This is a genomic window from Bradyrhizobium xenonodulans (assembly GCF_027594865.1).
Classification (GTDB): Bacteria; Pseudomonadota; Alphaproteobacteria; order Rhizobiales; family Xanthobacteraceae; genus Bradyrhizobium; species Bradyrhizobium xenonodulans.
The window spans coordinates 6,221,118-6,237,555 of the sequence record NZ_CP089391.1 but is presented as its reverse complement, the minus strand read 5'-3'; the positions used below and the strand labels follow the sequence as shown (position 1 = coordinate 6,237,555).

Annotated in this window: 15 protein-coding genes; 12 read left to right on the top strand and 3 right to left on the bottom strand. The window is 64.4% G+C overall.

The window, feature by feature from the left end; all coding sequences use genetic code 11:
* Nucleotides 1-75 precede the first annotated feature (75 nt).
* Entirely contained in the window at nucleotides 76-1,242 is a 1,167-nt protein-coding gene (locus I3J27_RS29590) for an acyl-CoA dehydrogenase family protein (protein WP_270162405.1), read from the top strand.
* Nucleotides 1,243-1,251: 9 nt separating this feature from the next.
* Nucleotides 1,252-2,499, top strand: a complete 1,248-nt coding sequence (locus I3J27_RS29585) for an acetyl-CoA hydrolase/transferase family protein (RefSeq protein ID WP_270162404.1) — start codon at nucleotides 1,252-1,254, stop codon at nucleotides 2,497-2,499.
* A 1-nt stretch (nucleotide 2,500) separates the two neighbouring features.
* Here the strand turns inward: I3J27_RS29585 and I3J27_RS29580 are convergent, their stop codons facing one another.
* From I3J27_RS29580 to I3J27_RS29570, 3 genes are read right to left on the bottom strand one after another with little or no spacing between them, the layout of a single operon-like run.
* Nucleotides 2,501-3,037: a hypothetical protein gene (locus tag I3J27_RS29580; RefSeq protein ID WP_270162403.1), complete on the bottom strand. Its 537-nt coding sequence runs from the start codon at nucleotides 3,035-3,037 to the stop codon at nucleotides 2,501-2,503.
* A gap of 13 nt (nucleotides 3,038-3,050) precedes the next feature.
* Nucleotides 3,051-4,370, bottom strand: coding sequence for a hypothetical protein (locus I3J27_RS29575; protein WP_270162402.1), 1,320 nt, complete (start codon nucleotides 4,368-4,370; stop codon nucleotides 3,051-3,053).
* Between the two features lie 60 nt (nucleotides 4,371-4,430).
* Nucleotides 4,431-6,845: a hypothetical protein gene (locus tag I3J27_RS29570; protein WP_270162401.1), complete on the bottom strand. Its 2,415-nt coding sequence runs from the start codon at nucleotides 6,843-6,845 to the stop codon at nucleotides 4,431-4,433.
* A 514-nt stretch (nucleotides 6,846-7,359) separates the two neighbouring features.
* Here I3J27_RS29570 and I3J27_RS29565 point away from each other — a divergent pair.
* The 10 genes from I3J27_RS29565 to flgK all read left to right on the top strand — a co-directional run bounded on the left by I3J27_RS29565 (nucleotide 7,360) and on the right by flgK (nucleotide 16,430).
* Entirely contained in the window at nucleotides 7,360-8,058 is a 699-nt protein-coding gene (locus I3J27_RS29565) for an RNA polymerase sigma factor (protein ID WP_270162400.1), read from the top strand.
* Nucleotides 8,059-8,201: 143 nt separating this feature from the next.
* Nucleotides 8,202-9,026 (top strand): flagellin, encoded by an 825-nt coding sequence (locus I3J27_RS29560; RefSeq protein ID WP_270162399.1) that lies wholly within the window; start codon nucleotides 8,202-8,204, stop codon nucleotides 9,024-9,026.
* 61 nt (nucleotides 9,027-9,087) lie between these two features.
* Nucleotides 9,088-10,770 (top strand): flagellar filament capping protein FliD, encoded by a 1,683-nt coding sequence (gene fliD, locus I3J27_RS29555; protein ID WP_270162398.1) that lies wholly within the window; start codon nucleotides 9,088-9,090, stop codon nucleotides 10,768-10,770.
* A 21-nt stretch (nucleotides 10,771-10,791) separates the two neighbouring features.
* Complete coding sequence (locus tag I3J27_RS29550) at nucleotides 10,792-11,220, top strand: flagellar export chaperone FliS (protein WP_270162397.1); 429 nt, start codon at nucleotides 10,792-10,794, stop codon at nucleotides 11,218-11,220.
* Between the two features lie 171 nt (nucleotides 11,221-11,391).
* On the top strand, nucleotides 11,392-11,664 hold the full coding sequence (locus I3J27_RS29545; RefSeq protein WP_270162396.1) for a hypothetical protein: 273 nt from the start codon (nucleotides 11,392-11,394) through the stop codon (nucleotides 11,662-11,664).
* A 262-nt stretch (nucleotides 11,665-11,926) separates the two neighbouring features.
* Nucleotides 11,927-12,595 carry a flagellar hook assembly protein FlgD gene (locus I3J27_RS29540; RefSeq protein ID WP_270162395.1) on the top strand — a complete coding sequence of 223 codons (669 nt, stop codon included), beginning with the start codon at nucleotides 11,927-11,929 and terminating at the stop codon, nucleotides 12,593-12,595.
* A gap of 31 nt (nucleotides 12,596-12,626) precedes the next feature.
* Complete coding sequence (gene flgE / locus I3J27_RS29535) at nucleotides 12,627-13,892, top strand: flagellar hook protein FlgE (RefSeq protein WP_270162394.1); 1,266 nt, start codon at nucleotides 12,627-12,629, stop codon at nucleotides 13,890-13,892.
* Nucleotides 13,893-13,895: 3 nt separating this feature from the next.
* Entirely contained in the window at nucleotides 13,896-14,156 is a 261-nt protein-coding gene (locus I3J27_RS29530) for a hypothetical protein (RefSeq protein ID WP_270162393.1), read from the top strand.
* 9 nt (nucleotides 14,157-14,165) lie between these two features.
* On the top strand, nucleotides 14,166-14,639 hold the full coding sequence (locus tag I3J27_RS29525; protein WP_270162392.1) for a flagellar protein FlgN: 474 nt from the start codon (nucleotides 14,166-14,168) through the stop codon (nucleotides 14,637-14,639).
* Between the two features lie 18 nt (nucleotides 14,640-14,657).
* A complete protein-coding gene (flgK, locus tag I3J27_RS29520) occupies nucleotides 14,658-16,430 on the top strand; it encodes a flagellar hook-associated protein FlgK (protein ID WP_270162391.1) in 1,773 nt (590 codons plus the stop codon).
* Nucleotides 16,431-16,438 lie beyond the last annotated feature (8 nt).

Here is a 16,438-nt window from a genome sequence, read left to right as displayed (position 1 = left end):
TTCCGAATATTCTGCGTAACCAAAAAACTCGAGCGCAATGACATTGCGATTGAGAGCCTCCACAAGGAGACCATCATGGATTTCGCGCTCACCGATCAGCAGGAAGCCATTCGCGACGCCATCGCCAAGATCTGCGAAGGCTTTCCCGATGCCTATTGGCTGAAGAAGGACCACGACGGTGGCTTCCCGCACGATTTTCATAAAGCGCTTGCCGACGCCGGCTGGCTCGGCATCTGCGTTCCCGAAGAATATGGCGGCTCCGGCCTCGGCATCACCGAAGCCGCGATCATGATGCGCACCATCGCGGAGTCAGGCGCCGGCATGTCCGGCGCATCAGCCGTGCATATCAACGTGTTCGGCCTCAATCCCGTCGTCGTGTTCGGCACCGAGGAGCAGCGCAAGCGTATGCTGCCACCGATGGTGGAGGGCCGCGAGAAGGCGTGCTTCGCCGTCACCGAGCCCAACACCGGCCTCAACACCACCCAGCTCAAGACCCGCGCGGTCGCCAAGAACGACCGCTATATCGTCAATGGCCAGAAGGTGTGGATCTCGACCGCGCAGGTCGCGCACAAGATTTTGCTGCTGGCGCGCACCACGCCGCTGGAGGAGGTGCGCTCGCCCACCCACGGCCTCAGCCTGTTCTATACGGACTTCGACCGCAACAAGATCAAGGTCCACGAGATCGAGAAGATGGGCCGCAAGATCGTCGATTCCAACGAGCTGTTCTTCGAGGACTTTGAAATTCCGATGGAGGACCGGATCGGCGAAGAGGGCAAAGGCTTCCAGTACATCCTCGAAGGCATGAACCCGGAGCGGATTCTCATCGCGGCCGAGGCGGTCGGCTTGGGAAAACTCGCGCTGGCGCGCGCCACCGAGTACGCCAAGACCCGCGTGGTGTTCAACCGCCCGATCGGCAAGAACCAGGGTATCCAGCATCCGCTCGCGGTGAACTGGGTCGAGCTCGAGGCGGCCTGGCTGATGGTGATGCAGGCGGCCTGGCAGTACGACAAGGGCTTGCCCTGCGGCGCTGGCGCGAACGCCGCGAAATATTTCGCAGGCGAAGCCGGCTACCATGCTTGCGAGCAGGCTGTGATGACCCATGGCGGCTTCGGCTACGCCAAGGAATTTCACGTCGAGCGCTATTTACGCGAAGTCCTGATCCCTCGCATTGCGCCGGTGAGCCCGCAGCTCGCGCTCAGTTTTATTGCGGAAAAGGTGCTGGGCCTCGCCAAGTCGTACTAGGCCCAGGGCGTGTCCGATAACGCACCGCCCATCGACTTCGCCGGCCTGATCCGGGACGGCGATCTCGTGGTGTGCGGGCAGGCGACGGCCGAACCGGCCACCCTGACCGAAGCATTGATGGCGCAAGCACCTCGACTTCCGCCGTTCCGCATGATGATCGGGCCGATCTTCTCGGAAACGTTCTCGACAGCGAGCTCGCCCAACGTCGCGTTCCAGAGCTATGGCGTGATCGGCAATGCGCGGCGGCTTGCGAAAGCCGGGCGGCTCGACGTCATCCCGAGCAATTACAGTGCCTTCTATGCCGACTTCGCTGCGCGTCGCCACAAGGCCGATGTCGTGCTGGTCCAGCTTGCGGAATCCAGCGGACGGCTCAGCGCCAGCCTCTCCAACGACTATGTCATCGATGCCGCGCGCGGCGCGCGCCTCGTCATCGCCGAGATCAACCCGGATGCGCCCTTTACCTTTGGCGCGGAATGGCCCGGGGACGTGCCGATCCATGTCCGCGTGTCCGCCCGCCGTCCGCCGGTTGAATTGGCCTCACCACCGCCCGACGATGTTTCGCGCCGCATCGCCGCCCGTGCGGCGGGCCTGATCGCCGACGGCAGCACGCTCCAGTTCGGCGTGGGGCGGATTCCGGATGCGATCCTGTCCTCGCTGTCGCATGCGCGCAATCTCGGCATCCATTCCGGCCTGATCAACGACGCCGTGGTCGATCTGATCGAATGCGGCGCGGTGACGAATGCGGAGAAGGGGATCGATGCCGGGATCACGGTCACAAACCAGGTGATCGGCACGCAGCGGCTCTACCGCTTCGTGCATGAGAACGAGGCTGTTTCAGTGCGGCCGACGTCCTACACACACGGCCAGGACGTGCTGGCGCGGATCAACCGGCTGGTCGCGATCAACTCGGCGCTTCAGGTCGGGCTCGATGGCAGTGTGAATTCCGAGACGCTGAATGGCGTCACCATCGGGGCCATCGGCGGGCAGCTCGATTTCGTGCGCGGCGCCAATGCGTCGCCCGGGGGCAGGGCGATCATCGCGCTGCCGGCGACGGCATCCGACGGGATCAGTCGGATCGTCGCCAATGTCGAGACCGTGACGACGCCCCGCGCCGACGTCGATGCCATCGTCACCGAATGGGGTGTTGCGGAGCTGCGCGGCTGCGGTCTTGCCGAGCGGGCGCACCGCATGATCTCGATTGCAGCGCCGGAACATCGTGACGCGCTCTCGGCGCGGTTCCGCGCTCCCGCGCGCTAATTCAGTTCATCATCGCGAACGTCGGACGCTGGCTCTCGCTGGATTCGATGATCCCGGGAAGATCGGTCGCATCGCCGGCGATCATGCCCGACATCTGCCAGAACAGATGGGCGAGGCGGGAGAACACCAGCCGCTCGCGTTCGGTCGCAACGGTACCATCGGGGATCGTCACGGTTTCGAGGCCGACCACCTTCTTGAAGTCGGGCCAGATCGTCATCGACTGCGCGACCACGGAGTAACACCGCGGATCTTCGTCGCTGTCGTCGGGCGCCGGCGGCAAGCCGGGATATTGCACCGGCGCGGCGAAAAACTTGTAGGCGCCGTAGCCGAGCTGGAGCAGGAATTTTTCGGAGACCGCGATGTCGGCGGCAAAGGACACCAGACGGGCTTCGCTCAGCACCTCCGGATCGATCGCGCCGAGGTCCGATGCGCGCAGCGCCGAGCAGAAGGCGAGGTCGCGATTGTGTTCGCGGAGCAGATTGGCCAGCGGCTGCTGCTGTTGCACGGTGTCGGTGAGCAGGATGATGGTCTTGAGCATCGTGAGGTGTCCGTCAGGGAAAGAGTTGGCGGGCGGTCATGACCGCGTCGTCGGCGGCATGGGATGCGAAGAAATCGTTGGCGATGTGCTGTCCCGGCGCGATCTCCAGGATACGGTAGCGCGCAAGGGCCGCGGCGTCGCGGGCGGCTCCGACGTCGTCCTGCCAGGCGCAGAGCGACAGCTCGAGCCGGCCGTATCCGCCGCAATCGGCGGCATAGGCGCCGGTCACGGCCTCCACGGTCGCCGCCACCGCGCCGGCGTCGCTGGCCGAGATGTCGCGCAGGATCACGGCGATGCCGTTACCGGTCTCGGCCTTCGCAGTCATCACCATGAAGGCGTCGCGGGCACCGGTGCGGCCGGCACGGCGAGCCGTGCGCACGATGCTTGCAAAGGCCGGATCGGGCCCGAGCTCCAACGTCGTCGTCTGCTGGTCATGCAGGATGGTGGCGCGCATCGCGCCGAGATCCCCCTTCAGCGCGTGATAGGAGCGCGGCAGCCATACGGTGTCGAGCGGCACCTGCGAGGACGTCAGGCTCCAGGCCTGGTCGAGCAGATAGCCCTCCCAGATCGCAGGATACGACGCGGCGAGCTGCTGCCAGGTGTGCAGCAGCGCTTCGGTGCGATGGGTGCGGCCGAGATAGAGCGTACGCGTCGACATCTCCCAGCGATTCCACTTGTGGAGCGCGACGTCGCAGCCGAGGTAGGACGGCAGCAGCGGCGCTTCGCGCAGGGTCGCGCCGGTCTCGACGTACAGCAGCGGTTCGCGATATTTGTTCCACATCCGCACCATGAACTCCGCTTTCTCGAAGCAGAGGATGCGGTCGTTGAACTCCGTCGGGATCTGTTCGATATGGCAGGCGAGCTCGAACCGTTCGAGCAAGTGCCGCAGCGCTGCGGCCGCGGTTGCATCGCCGCCGCGTGGATAGCAGGAGACGATCCGGGGGCGGACCGAGGATGCATTGGCGGCGGAGAGGAATTTCGACCAGCCGATGCCGCCCCACCACATCTCGTGCGGGCCCTCCGCGCCGCAGGGGCCGACGGTGCCGAATTCGGTCAGCTTGGACTTGAGGAAGTCGAAGCCGGGATTCTCGCTTCTGGGGATGACGACGGCGCAGCCGGGCGTGAGCGAGCGGTAGAACAGCTCGGCCGCCGCGCCGCTCAGTGGCTCCTTGAGGATGATGACGCCGTTTCGCCTCATGTCCGGCACATTGTCGAACGTCGGCGCGCCGTATTCGCCGACCAGCCAGTCTAGGCGATCGCGCTGGGCGCGGCCGAGCCTGACGCCGCCTGTTAGCAGCAGCCGATCAAGATTTCCGCGCGTCCCGTCCGTCAATTCCGTACCCCCAGTCGCAGCCCTTGGACTTCAACGTCCAGAGGGGTGCTATCAGGCGCACTATTTGGGGCCGGCTCCGAGCGGAGTGATCGCGATGGAATAGATCGCGATGTTCTGCGTCATCGGGGCGACCGGGATCAGCAGGCAGCCGTCCTCGGTCTCGGCGCGATAATGGTCGCCGTTTCGCTGAATGCCGGCATAGACCAGGCTTTCAGCTGTGATGCCGAGCACGTCCTGGCTCTCGGCGGCGTCGCGAACGTCGTCGGCGGACTGGACGGTCACGCCGTGCAGCAGACCCTCGGCGGCGAATTTCGCCAGCGGCAGCGTGATCGTGGCGATGCCCATGGCGCGCGAGAGGGGGATGCGCAGGCGCAGTTCACCGAGCCCGGTGCGGTGAACGGTCACCGTCTCCAGCGTCGCTTCGCCATTCCCGCGGAACAGGCCGATCTGGACCGGATCGCAGGGGCTCTCCTCGAAGACGTCGGCGGGCAGGCGGTTGGCACCGAACAGCGTATAGAGATAGGCATGGGACGGCGATAGCCGCGCAAAGCAGCCTGCGAGCCACATCGGCGGCGCCGATGCCGTGCACGCGGCGGAGAGGCCGCGGGCGGTGATCTGGCGGCGGATGAAGGCGCCGTCGATCATCGGCGCCAGCGCATGGGTGCCGAGATTGACGTCATGCTTCAAATCGCCGAGCAGCGCCAGCTCGTCTTCGTCGGGCAGCAGCAGGAGGCGCGCCAATGTCGCCGTGCACCAGCGCGCGGCAATGTCGGGTGCGGCATAGGGGCTCAGACAGAAATCGAGCGCGACCTCCTCGGCGGTTTCTGCAAAGGCGAGGGCGCCGGCCTGGATCTCGGCGGCCAGCGCGATCTGGCCTTCGGGGCGCGGATTGATCTCGCGCAGCACCTGGTTGCCGTCATAGTCGCGTACCGAGCCATCGGCGGAGCAACAGATCTGCTCCAGCAGCGCGACGTTGCGGATCAGCATGCGCTTGACGTGAGGGGTGACCACCAGGTCGGAGATAAATCCTTCGGCGCTGTCCTCTTCAGTGAGGTCGTCGAAGGCGTCGTCGAGCGACATCAGATAGGCGCCGTGGACGCGGATCTTGATGCCTTCGAGGTCGAAGATGCGGCGCAGTGCCTTCTGCACGCTGCCGGAATAACCGAGATCGGCGAGGACGAGATCGGTGCAGTCGTCGAAGTCCGGGATGGCCTGACGCAGATAGGCGACGAGACGGGCGCGCAGGCCGGCGGCGAGCGCGACGATCTCGGCCGGATTCATCAGTCCCGGAAGCGCCTCGGCGAGCTCCTCGCCGGAGGCAATCCCATCCGGGAAACCGGCAAAGAATGCGGCAACCTTGGCCGGCATGATCTTGAGCATGTCGCCGAATGTCGGCGCGTCGATCTTGAAGACCTTGCTGAGGAGGTCGACGAGCGGCTGCATCGTGTCGGCCGAGGCAATCAGGCTGACGCGGCGGTTGATCTCGAGATAGGCAGCCGTCGGACCATGCAGCTCCTGCCAGATCCGGTGTGACAGGAAGCCGTCGCGGCCGAGGAAGCCGAGGGCAACCTTGCGGCCGGGGCCGGAGGCTTCCTCGCAGCGCCGAGCGATGAACGCATCGAATGCCGTCATCATCGGGCCGAGCACGGTCACGCCGAGGTGGAAGGCCGGTGACTTCTCGGCGCTGCGCGCGGCGACCATGCGCCGCAGGGTGCGTGCGCCGTGGTCGAGCCGCGACGGCGCACCCTGGCACAGCAGTTCGAACAGAGCGGTCTCGCGCTGAAACGTCGATGCCAGTAGCGGCGTTGCCTGCGGATAATAGCGAGGACGAATGCCGTGGCGCTTCGCCCCCTTGATGTCGGCTTTCTCGTTGTCGCCCACGTGATAGGAGGAGCTGGCGTCGACACCCTGCTCCGAGAGATATGTAGCGAACAAGGCTTCGCTCTTGCTGCTGCCATGGTCGCAGGACGCATAGAGGAAGTGCCATGTGAGCCCGGGGCGGCAGGCCCGCAGCAGCCGCGCCAGCCGGTCGGAGTCCCAATAGGTGTCGGAGATGAAACCGACGCGATGGCCCGTGCACTTCATGTCCAGATATTGCCGAAGCATGTCCGGATTGGCGCGGCAGAGCTCGAGTTCAGCGGAGAACTCCGATTCGACGAGGTCGCTCAGGTCGCGCCGTGAAAGGCCGAACAGCTTGAAGGGAAAGTAAGAATAGATTTCCGCAATGTGTACTTCGCTCGCGCCGCGCTTTTCTTTTGCGGTCCGGCGTGCGCGCGATTCGGCCTGGATTCGATGCTGAACGAAACTCGCAGAAACATTCGGACAAGTTCTTGAAATGCCGGAAAGCTCGTAAGTCCTTTCAAATACGCCATCCGGCGTCGTGCAGGCGCGAAGCAGAAATGTATCGAAAACATCGAACGACCAAGCAGAAACAATTTTCGCGCGGGGCTCGAGCCCGGCCGTTGCGATCTTCATGCAGTAATTCCCCGTCCACCATGACGATTAACGTGCGCATGTGCGGAGTCAGGCGCCACAACGACGAAAAAAGTTCGCGCGCGATTCGAAATCGCATCCATCGCGACTGACAGATTCAAAAAAATCGCTAGGTTCGAAAAAGGTGATTCGGAAAAAATTGCCGAGTGCGAAAGTCGTCCCGCGTTCGTTCACACTCGGAAACAATCGCTGCCTCGCGCGCGATGCGTGTGTCGCGTTCGATCACCTAGTGCCGCGTAATGTCAGCGTTTTCTCTCACATACATCTGTTCAGGATGGATGATCCGCCATGGCGCGAGACGATGTGACGATTGCAGATGTGGACGCGCGAAGCTTGCGCGCAGTCGGCAATTATTGCCCGATGCTCGGCAAAAGATACCGGCTAACATCTTGAAAAATAACAAAAAATCTCCGCCTGGATTGTTTTGGTGCCGCGTTCAACGCCTGGAAGCCGTGTGGCATGTACGCCGCCGGTATTGCGGGTTGGAGGTTGCGGGATGAGTTACGCTGCTGATGTCTGGGCTCCCGCCGAGGCCGAGATCACGACGACGGTGCGGGTCGATGCGGTCGTGCCGGTGATGCCGTCGGTGCCGCTCGCGCCGGACAGCGCACCCGTTACCGCCGACGTCGTTTATGACGAGGACAGCGAGCTTCTCGACAAGCTCGCCGCCGGCGACGAGGCCGCGTTCCGCATGCTGGTCGAACGTCACATCGACCGCGCCTATGCGATTGCGCTGCGCATCGTCGGCAACGCGGCGGATGCCGAAGACGTGGTGCAGGACACCATGCTCAAGATCTGGAGCCATCGCGGCCGCTGGCAGCACGGCCGCGCCAAATTCTCGACCTGGCTCTACCGTGTCATCTCCAACCGCTGCATCGATCTGCGCCGCAAGCCGCGCAACGAGAATGTCGAGACCGTGCCTGAGGTCGCCGACGGTCAGCCAGGCGCCGTCGAGATCATCGAGCGCAACGAGCTCAACGACATGCTGGAGCTGGCGATGCAGCGCCTGCCCGAGCAGCAGCGCATCGCGGTGATCCTGTCCTACCACGAGAGCATGAGCAACGGCGAGATCGCCCAGGTGATGGACACGACCGTCGCCGCAGTGGAGTCGCTGCTCAAGCGCGGCCGTCAGCAGCTTCGCCAATTGCTGCGCAAGCACGAACGCGACATCCGCACCGCGTTTACCGATTGCTAACCATAAAAATCGCCTCGCGAAAATTTCCGCGCCTGATCTGATTGCGCTGCGCCGTTTGAGCGAACGGACGGGGCTGCGGTCCGCGTCGTCGTAAGTCGATTTCAAGGATGCGGCACGCTTGCCCATCAGCACAGGAGCTTCCAATGCCCGCAATCAATACCAATACCGCCGCCAACGCCGCGGTCCGTTACCTCAACATCAACTCCTCGCAGGAAACCAGCTCGCTCTCGAAGCTGTCGAGCGGCTCGCGCATCACGTCCGCCTCCGACGACGCCGCCGGCCTCGCGATCTCCACCCGCATCTCCTCGGACGTCACCACGCTCCAGCAGGCCGCGACCAACGCCTCACAGGCCACCTCGATCCTCCAGACTGCCGACGGCGGTGCCTCGAACATCTCCGACATCCTGGCACGCATGAAGTCGCTGGCCTCGGAGTCCGCCTCGGGCACCACGACCGATTCCAGCCGCGCCTACATCAACTCGGAATTCACGCAGCTCACGAGCGAAATCGATTCGATCGCGTCCGGCACCCGCTACTCCAGCCAGAGCCTTCTGGATGGCTCGAGCGTGTTCGCCTCGGGCGTCTCGGTCCTGGTCGGCTCTTCCGGCTCGGACACCATCACCATCACGCTCACCAGCCTCACCTCGTCTTCGCTCGGCGTCTCTTCGCTCGACGTCTCTTCGCTGTCGGACGCGACCTCGGCGTTGACCGCGCTGGATACGGCGATCGACACCGTCTCCGCTGCCCGCGCCAGCATCGGCGCCCAGGAGTCGCGCTTCAACTTCAGCGCGGACTCGATCTCGACCCAGACCCAGAATCTGCAGTCGGCCAATTCGGCGATCAAGGACGTCGACATCGCGGCCGAGCAGTCCAAGCTCTCCTCCGCGGAAGTGAAGACCCAGGCCGCGGTGTCCGCGCTCGCCGCGGCGAACCAGATGCCTCAGTACCTGCTCAAGCTGCTGGGCTGATGAAGACCCAAGCGGGCCGGCATGATGCCGGCCCGCGCTCTATCAGGGACCGGTACGCAAAGTGGCCTCCGTCAGTTCGAGCACCAGCAGCACAAGTTCGGCGGTCTCCGTCACCACGAGCGGAACGACCAATTCGAGCAGCATCGATTGGTCGGCGCTGATCCAGGCGGCCGTCGACGCCAAGACCGCGCAGGCGGACACGATCTCGACCTCGATCACGAACAACGAGGCCAAGATCTCGGCCTATCAGACGCTCCAGAGCGACCTGAAGACGCTGTATTCGGGGCTGGCTTCGCTCGCGACGGCGGTGGTCAACTCGCTGTCCACCAGCGCATTTGCCACGCGCTCGGCGAGCATCGGTTCGACCGGAGACGTGAGTGCCTCCTCGGCGCTCTCCATGACGCTCCAGAGCGGCGCCGCGACCGGCGACCATACGCTGACGATCAGTCAACTCGCGACCGCCCAGAAGGTGATCGGCACCTCGCAGTCGAGCCAGACCGACGAACTCGGCTATTCCGGCGCGTTTTCGATCGGCCTCGAAGGCGGCAGCACGGCCGACATCACCGTCACCAGCACGATGTCGCTCCAGGACATCGTCGATGCCGTCAATGCCCAGACCTCGACGACAAACGTCCAGGCCTCGATCGTGCAGGTCTCCAGCGGTTCGTACGAGATGGTGCTGACGGGCACCGAGGAGGCTGCCGATATCACCTATTCCAGCACGTCCGGCGACGACATCCTGAACGAGCTCGGTGTGACCGACAGTTCGGGGAGTTTCGCCGACGTGATCCAGGAGGCGCAGTCCGCGGAGTTCACGCTCGACGGCATCGCGATGACCCGCGACACCAACGACATCTCCGACGTCCTCAGCGGGGTCACCTTCAGCCTGCTCCAGGCGACGCCGGACGGAACGTCGCTCAACATCAGCATCGAGACCGATACCAGCCAGATCGAATCGGCGATCGAGACGTTCGTCACCAATTACAATGCGTTTCGCGACGAGGTCATCGCCCAGCAGGCGACGGCGACCGACGGCACCGCGGACTCGAGCGCGGTCCTGTTCGGCGACGGAACCATGCGCAACATCATGGATGCGCTCCAGAATGCGCTGAACAGCACCGTGGGCGGACTGACGATGGCCGACCTCGGCCTGTCGTTCAACGAGAACAACGAGCTTGAGCTCGACACCAGCACGCTCTCGGATATCCTGACCACGAATCTGAGCGGTGTGACCAAGCTGCTGTCGGCGCAGACGACGACGTCATCGAGCCAGCTCAGCGTCGTCAATACCGGGACGTCGCCGCAATCCTTCACCCTGGATCTGACGGTCGATTCGGACGGAAACCTCAGCTCGGCTTCGATCGGCGGCGACTCGTCGCTCTTCACGATCAGCGGCAACACGATCATCGGTGCCTCCGGCTCGATCTATGCCGGCATGGCCTTCACCTATAGCGGGTCGACCTCCCAGTCGATCACCGTGACATCGACGTCGGGCATCGCGGCGCAGCTCTATCAGGTCGCGAAGAATTACTCGTCGTCATCAGGCGCGCTGCAAACGCTGATCACCAACCTCACAACGCGCGACGAAGAGCTCCAGCAGAAAGTCGATGACATCAACAGCGCGGCGTCGACCCTGCAGTCGCAGCTGGAGACGCAATACGCGAAATACCAGGCCGCGATCGAGAGCGCCAACAGCACGCTGACATATCTCAAGGCATTGCTGAACAGTTCGTCGAGTGACTGACAACGGGAAATCGAGCGATTGATGATGCATAATCCGATGGCGTACACGGCCAATCAGGCCTATCGGGGAGCCGCCACCAGCGTGCCGCCGCTCAAGGCGGTCTCGATGCTGCTGGGCGGCGCGATCAACTTCCTCCAGAAGTCGCTTGCCGCTCAGGAGGCACGGCGTTTCGAGGAGGGACACGAATACCTGATGAAGGCGACCGCGATCCTGCGTGGGCTCAGCCACAATCTCGATTTCGTCAACGGCGGGGCGGTGGCCGAGCGGCTCTACCAGACCTACAACGCCCTGATCATGGCGAGCCTGAAGGCCTACGGCCGGCCGCATGCGCGCGAAGGCTTTCGGCGGATCATCGCCGGCCTGACCGAAATGCGCGAGGCGTGGGAATTCGTCGATACCGCCGTGCGGGGCGGCAAGGCCGTCTCGGCCGATTCGGCCGGCAAGCGCTGAGAGGCTCGGTCGCTCCGGCCGCGCAGGGTTCCGGCGATCGTCCGGACGACCGATTCGGCCATTTTCCGTAATGCTTCGGGCGCTCTCGGCGGGCTTCCCCGCCGAAATCCGGTTTCCGCCGTGCCTGCAATGCTTTATGACGTGGCCTGACCGAGGCGGGACCGGCGGGCGATGGACGTCACCGAGTTTGAGGAACTGATCGATCGGCTGGGCGAGGATCTCTCCCTCTGGCCCGACGATCGGCGTTTGCCCGCCGAAGAGCTGCTGGCGCGCTCGTCCGCCGCGCAAGCCGTGCTGGACGAGGCGCGCGCCTTGCGCCACGCGCTCGCCGCGCCTCCGGTCCGCGCGCCCGCAGGCCTTGCCGACCGCATCGTCGCCGCCGCTGCGAAGATGAAAGGCGACACCGCCGAGCCGCGCACCGAAGGCGAGACCGCGGAGAGCTGAGCGGCTCTTTCCGACATTGTCGCTTCACTTTACCTCGCCGTTTGCGGGGCGAGGGAGCGCACTGCCGCCGCCGCGACAGATCAGCTCAACATCATCGCTCCTCTAACGCACGCGCACGGCAGATTTTGCCGTGTCGAATGCCGTTTTGGCGCGCGCGAATCCCCGCCTGAATCCGCGCGCCCACCCGTTTCATCAGCACACAGATTTCAAGCGCTGCCGGCCGACATCCGTCGCCGGCAGCGCAGGAAAGCCGGAGCTTCTGATGACCGTTTCCGCCACGAGTTCTGCAACGACTGCGACCACGACGACCTCGTCGTCCTCGAGCACGTCATCCAGTTCGTCGCTGACCTCCAGCGATTTCCTGAGCCTGCTCGTCAGCGAGCTTCAGAACCAGGATCCGCTGAACGCGACCTCGACCACCGACTTCATCAATCAGCTCACCTCCTACGCCAATTTCACCCAGCAGGAGTCGATCAACTCCAACATGTCGTCGCTGGCGAGCTCGTTCTCGAGCCTCGTGACGCTCAACTCGGTGAACTATATCGGCCACACCGTCGAGGCGAAGACCGACACCTCGACCTTGAGCAACGGCTCGGCGACGTTCGGCTACTCGCTGTCCTCGGCCGCATCGAACGTTTCGATCAGCATCTCGGATTCTTCCGGCAACGTCGTCTTCACCGGCACCGGGACCGGCAATTCCGGCTCCAACAGCTTCACCTGGGACGGCAAGGATTCCAGCGGCAATCAGCTCGCCGACGGCGGCAAGTACACCATCTCGGTGACCGCGACCGATAGCGCCGGCAACTCGGTGCTCAACTACACCACCGTCACCGGCACGGTGACCGGCATCGACACCTCGACCTCCACGCCCTCGCTCACGGTGAACGGCGTCGCTGTCAGCGCCGCCAACATCCTCGGCGTCACGTCCTGACCCCACGCCCTGATTTCCTCGGAGTTTCATCATGAGTCTCACCGGTGCATTGTCCTCGGCGATCTCGGCGCTCAGCGCCCAGAGCCAGTCCCTGTCGATGATCAGCGACAACATCGCCAACTCCGATACGACCGGTTACAAGACGACGTCGGCGATGTTCGATTCGCTCGTGACGGCTTCGAGCAACACCACCTCCTACGCGTCGGGCGGTGTCACCGTCGCGGGCCGCGCCAACATCACCCAGCAGGGCCTGCTGGCCGCGACCTCGAATGCCACCGACGTCGCCATCCAGGGCTCGGGCTTCTTCGTGGTGACCAGCGCCGCATCCGGCGGCACCACGTCCTATACCCGCAACGGTGCCTTCACGATCAACAATGCCGGCTATCTCGAGAACAACGGCAGCTACCTCGAGGGCTGGCGCACCGACGCGGACGGCAATGTCGTCGGCAGCGAGTCGGCCAGCAACCTGTCGGCCATCAACACCCAGATCGCCTCGACCAGCGGCAGCGCCACCACCAAGACCACGATCGCGGCCAATTTGCCGTCGGATGCCGCCACCGGCGACACCTATACCAGCTCGATGACGGTGTATGACTCTCTCGGTGCTGCAAACACGATGCAGATCACCTGGAGCAAGACCGGCACCAACAGCTGGAGCGCGAGCTTTGCCGAACCGACCTCGTCGTCGGACACCACGACCGCGACCGGCACGGCCTCCGGCACGATCGACATCACCTTCAACAGCGACGGCTCGCTGGCCAGCACCAGCCCTGACCCGGCAACCATCTCGATCACGGGCTGGACCGACGGCGCGGCCGACAGCACCGTCACCATGGACCTCGGCACGGTCGGCGGCACCGATGGCCTGACGCAATATGCCTCCGGCGAGACCACGCCCTCCGTCAACGTCACCAGCATCGACTCCGATGGTTTGTCCTACGGCAAGCTGTCCAGCATCTCGATCGGCACCGACGGCGTTGTCGACGCGACCTACTCCAACGGCGAGACCATCGCGATCTACAAGATCGCGGTGGCGACCTTCGCCGATCCCAACGGGCTCTCCGCGTCCAGCAACGGACTCTACTCGGCGACCGTGACGTCGGGGAATGCCTCCTTGCAGGCTTCCGGCGAGAACGGCGCGGGTACGATCTACGGCAGCGAGCTGGAATCCTCGACCACCGACACCTCCAGCCAGTTCTCGAGCATGATCTCGGCGCAGCAGGCCTATTCCGCCGCGTCCCAGGTCATCTCCACCGTCAACAAGATGTACGACACCCTGATCTCGGCGATGAGGTGAGCGATGCGCAGCCCGGAGGCGAGCGCGGCAGGAGAAGCACTGCTGCGCCGGTTGAGGCGGCTGGTGGCGCGAGCCGCGACCGTCAGGGGCAGCGACCGCAAGCAATTGCTCGCGCTGCTCGACGATTTCGAGACGACCCGGCGCGGCCTCTTGCGCGAATGTGCGGAGATCGAGGGCGAGATGAGGCAGGCAACCGTCAGGACGACTGCGATCGGCGCCTATCTGCGCAACGCGCAGGCCGGCCGCGGCAAACGGCATAACTAGAAGAAGGCGATGACCATGACTGTAGCTCAAGCCACGAGCAAAGCCACGAGGACGAACGCCGCGAACGGCGACGCGCGGATCAAGTCGCTGATCACGTTGATCGATACGCTGACCGCGCTGGTCGCGGAGGAGAATGCGGAGCTGGCCAAGGGCCTGCCGGCCTCGCGCCTGAAGCAGGTCGACGAGAAGAACCGGTTGGCGGAGATGTTCGAGCGGACCGTCGCCGAATGCGCGGCAGGCACGACCAGCCTGGACGTGCGCGACCGGATGCTGCGCGAGCAGCTGATGGAGCGGATCCTGAAGCTGCGCGGGGCGATGGACGAGAATCTGGTGCGCCTGCGCGCGGCCATCGAGGCCAGCAACCGCCGGATCGAGGCCGTCATGCAGGCGATCCGCGAGCAGATCGCGGCGGTGTCGCCCTATGGCGCGTCCGGCCGGCTTGCCGCGCGCGCGGTCTCCAGCGGCACCAGCCGCAGCGCCTGACGACGAAAGGAGCCCGCCGTGTCGCTCGATATCGCACGATCGATCGCCTTCAGCGGCCTGTCGGCCACGTCGGTGCAGATCAGCGTGACGTCGTCGAACATCTCGAACGCCGACACGACGGGCTATACGACCAAGACTGCGAACCAGTCGAGCAGCGTCACCAATGGCGTCGGCACCGGCGTCACGGTAACGGGCATCACCTCGACGGTCGACAAGCTGCTGTTGAAGTCGCTGATCTCTGCGACCTCCGACCTCGGCTCGGCCGACACCACCAACACCTATCTGACGTCGCTCGAAAAGCTCTACGGCTCGACCAGCAGCACAGACGACGCGTCGACCGGGACGTCGCTCGCCAACAGCATCGCCTCGCTGGAATCGGCGCTGTCGTCGCTGGCGAGCACGCCGAGCAGCGCCTCGCTGCAATCCAACGTCGTCAGCGCGCTCGACGACGTCGCGAGCCAGTTGCGAGAGACGTCGAGCAGCATCCAGAAGCTCCGCTCCGATGCCGACCAGGACATCGCGTCCTCGATCGACGACGTCAATACGGACTTGCAGCAGATCGCGGATCTGAATGCGCAGATCAAGCAGACGGCGGCGGCCGGCCAGTCGACCGCGGATCTGGAGGACCAGCGCAACACCGCGCTCCAGGACCTCGCGTCCAAGATGAACATCAACTATTTCACGGCGTCGAACGGCGACATTCAGATCTACACCAAGTCCGGCCAGGCGCTGGTCGACAGCTCCGCCCATACGATCAGCTATACCGCCGCGGCCAATGTGACGGCGGCGACGACCTATACCGCGGGCTCTTCGTCGAGCGGTTTCAGCGCGATCACGGTGAACGGCGTCGACGTCACCTCGCAGATCACAGGCGGCGACATCGGGGCGCTGATCACGCTTCGCGACACGACGCTGCCGAACGCACAGTCCCAGCTCGACCAGCTCGCTCAGCAGCTCGCCTCCGCGATGAACAGCGTCTCGAACAGCGCCTCCGCGGTGCCGGCGCCGACGAGCCTCACCGGGACGGCGAGCGTCACCAGCTCTACGGCACTGTCCGCGACGGGTACGGTGCGCCTTGCCGTGACCGACCAGAGCGGCAATCTGGTCTCCTACAGCGATCTCGACCTGTCGTCCTATTCCACCGTCGGCGATCTCGTCACCGCCATCAACGGCATCTCCGGACTGTCGGCCTCGGTCGATGCGGACGGCCATCTCTCGATCGCCGCGACAGGATCCGGCAACGGCGTCGCCATCAACGAGATGACGAGCTCGGTGGGAAGCTCGGGGGAGGGATTCTCGGAGTATTTCGGTCTCAACGACCTCGTGACCGGCACCAGTGCTTCGGACATCGCGGTCAACAGCAAGATCCTGTCCGGCACCAACGAGCTCCAGCTCGGGACCCTGGATTCCTCGTCGAGCCTGACGGTGGGCAGCACCGTGCTGTCGTCGGGGTCGGCCAGCGTCGTCAACGCCTTCTATGATGCGCTGACGGATTCCCGGACCTTCGCCGCCACCGGCGGGCTTGCCGCCACCACCGGTTCGCTGGCCGATTATGCGTCGGCCATCGTGGCCGACGTCGCCAGCAAGGCCTCGCAGGCATCGACCGATTACACCGCGAAGGAGACCGCACAGTCGACCTATGCGAGCTCGCTGTCCTCGCAATCCGGCGTCAACCTCGACGAGGAGTCCGCCAAGCTCAGCACGCTCCAGAACAAATATACCGCGGCTTCCGCGCTGATCCAGGCCATCAACACCATGTACTCGGCGTTGTTGTCCGCCGTGCAGTCGTAACGGGCGGG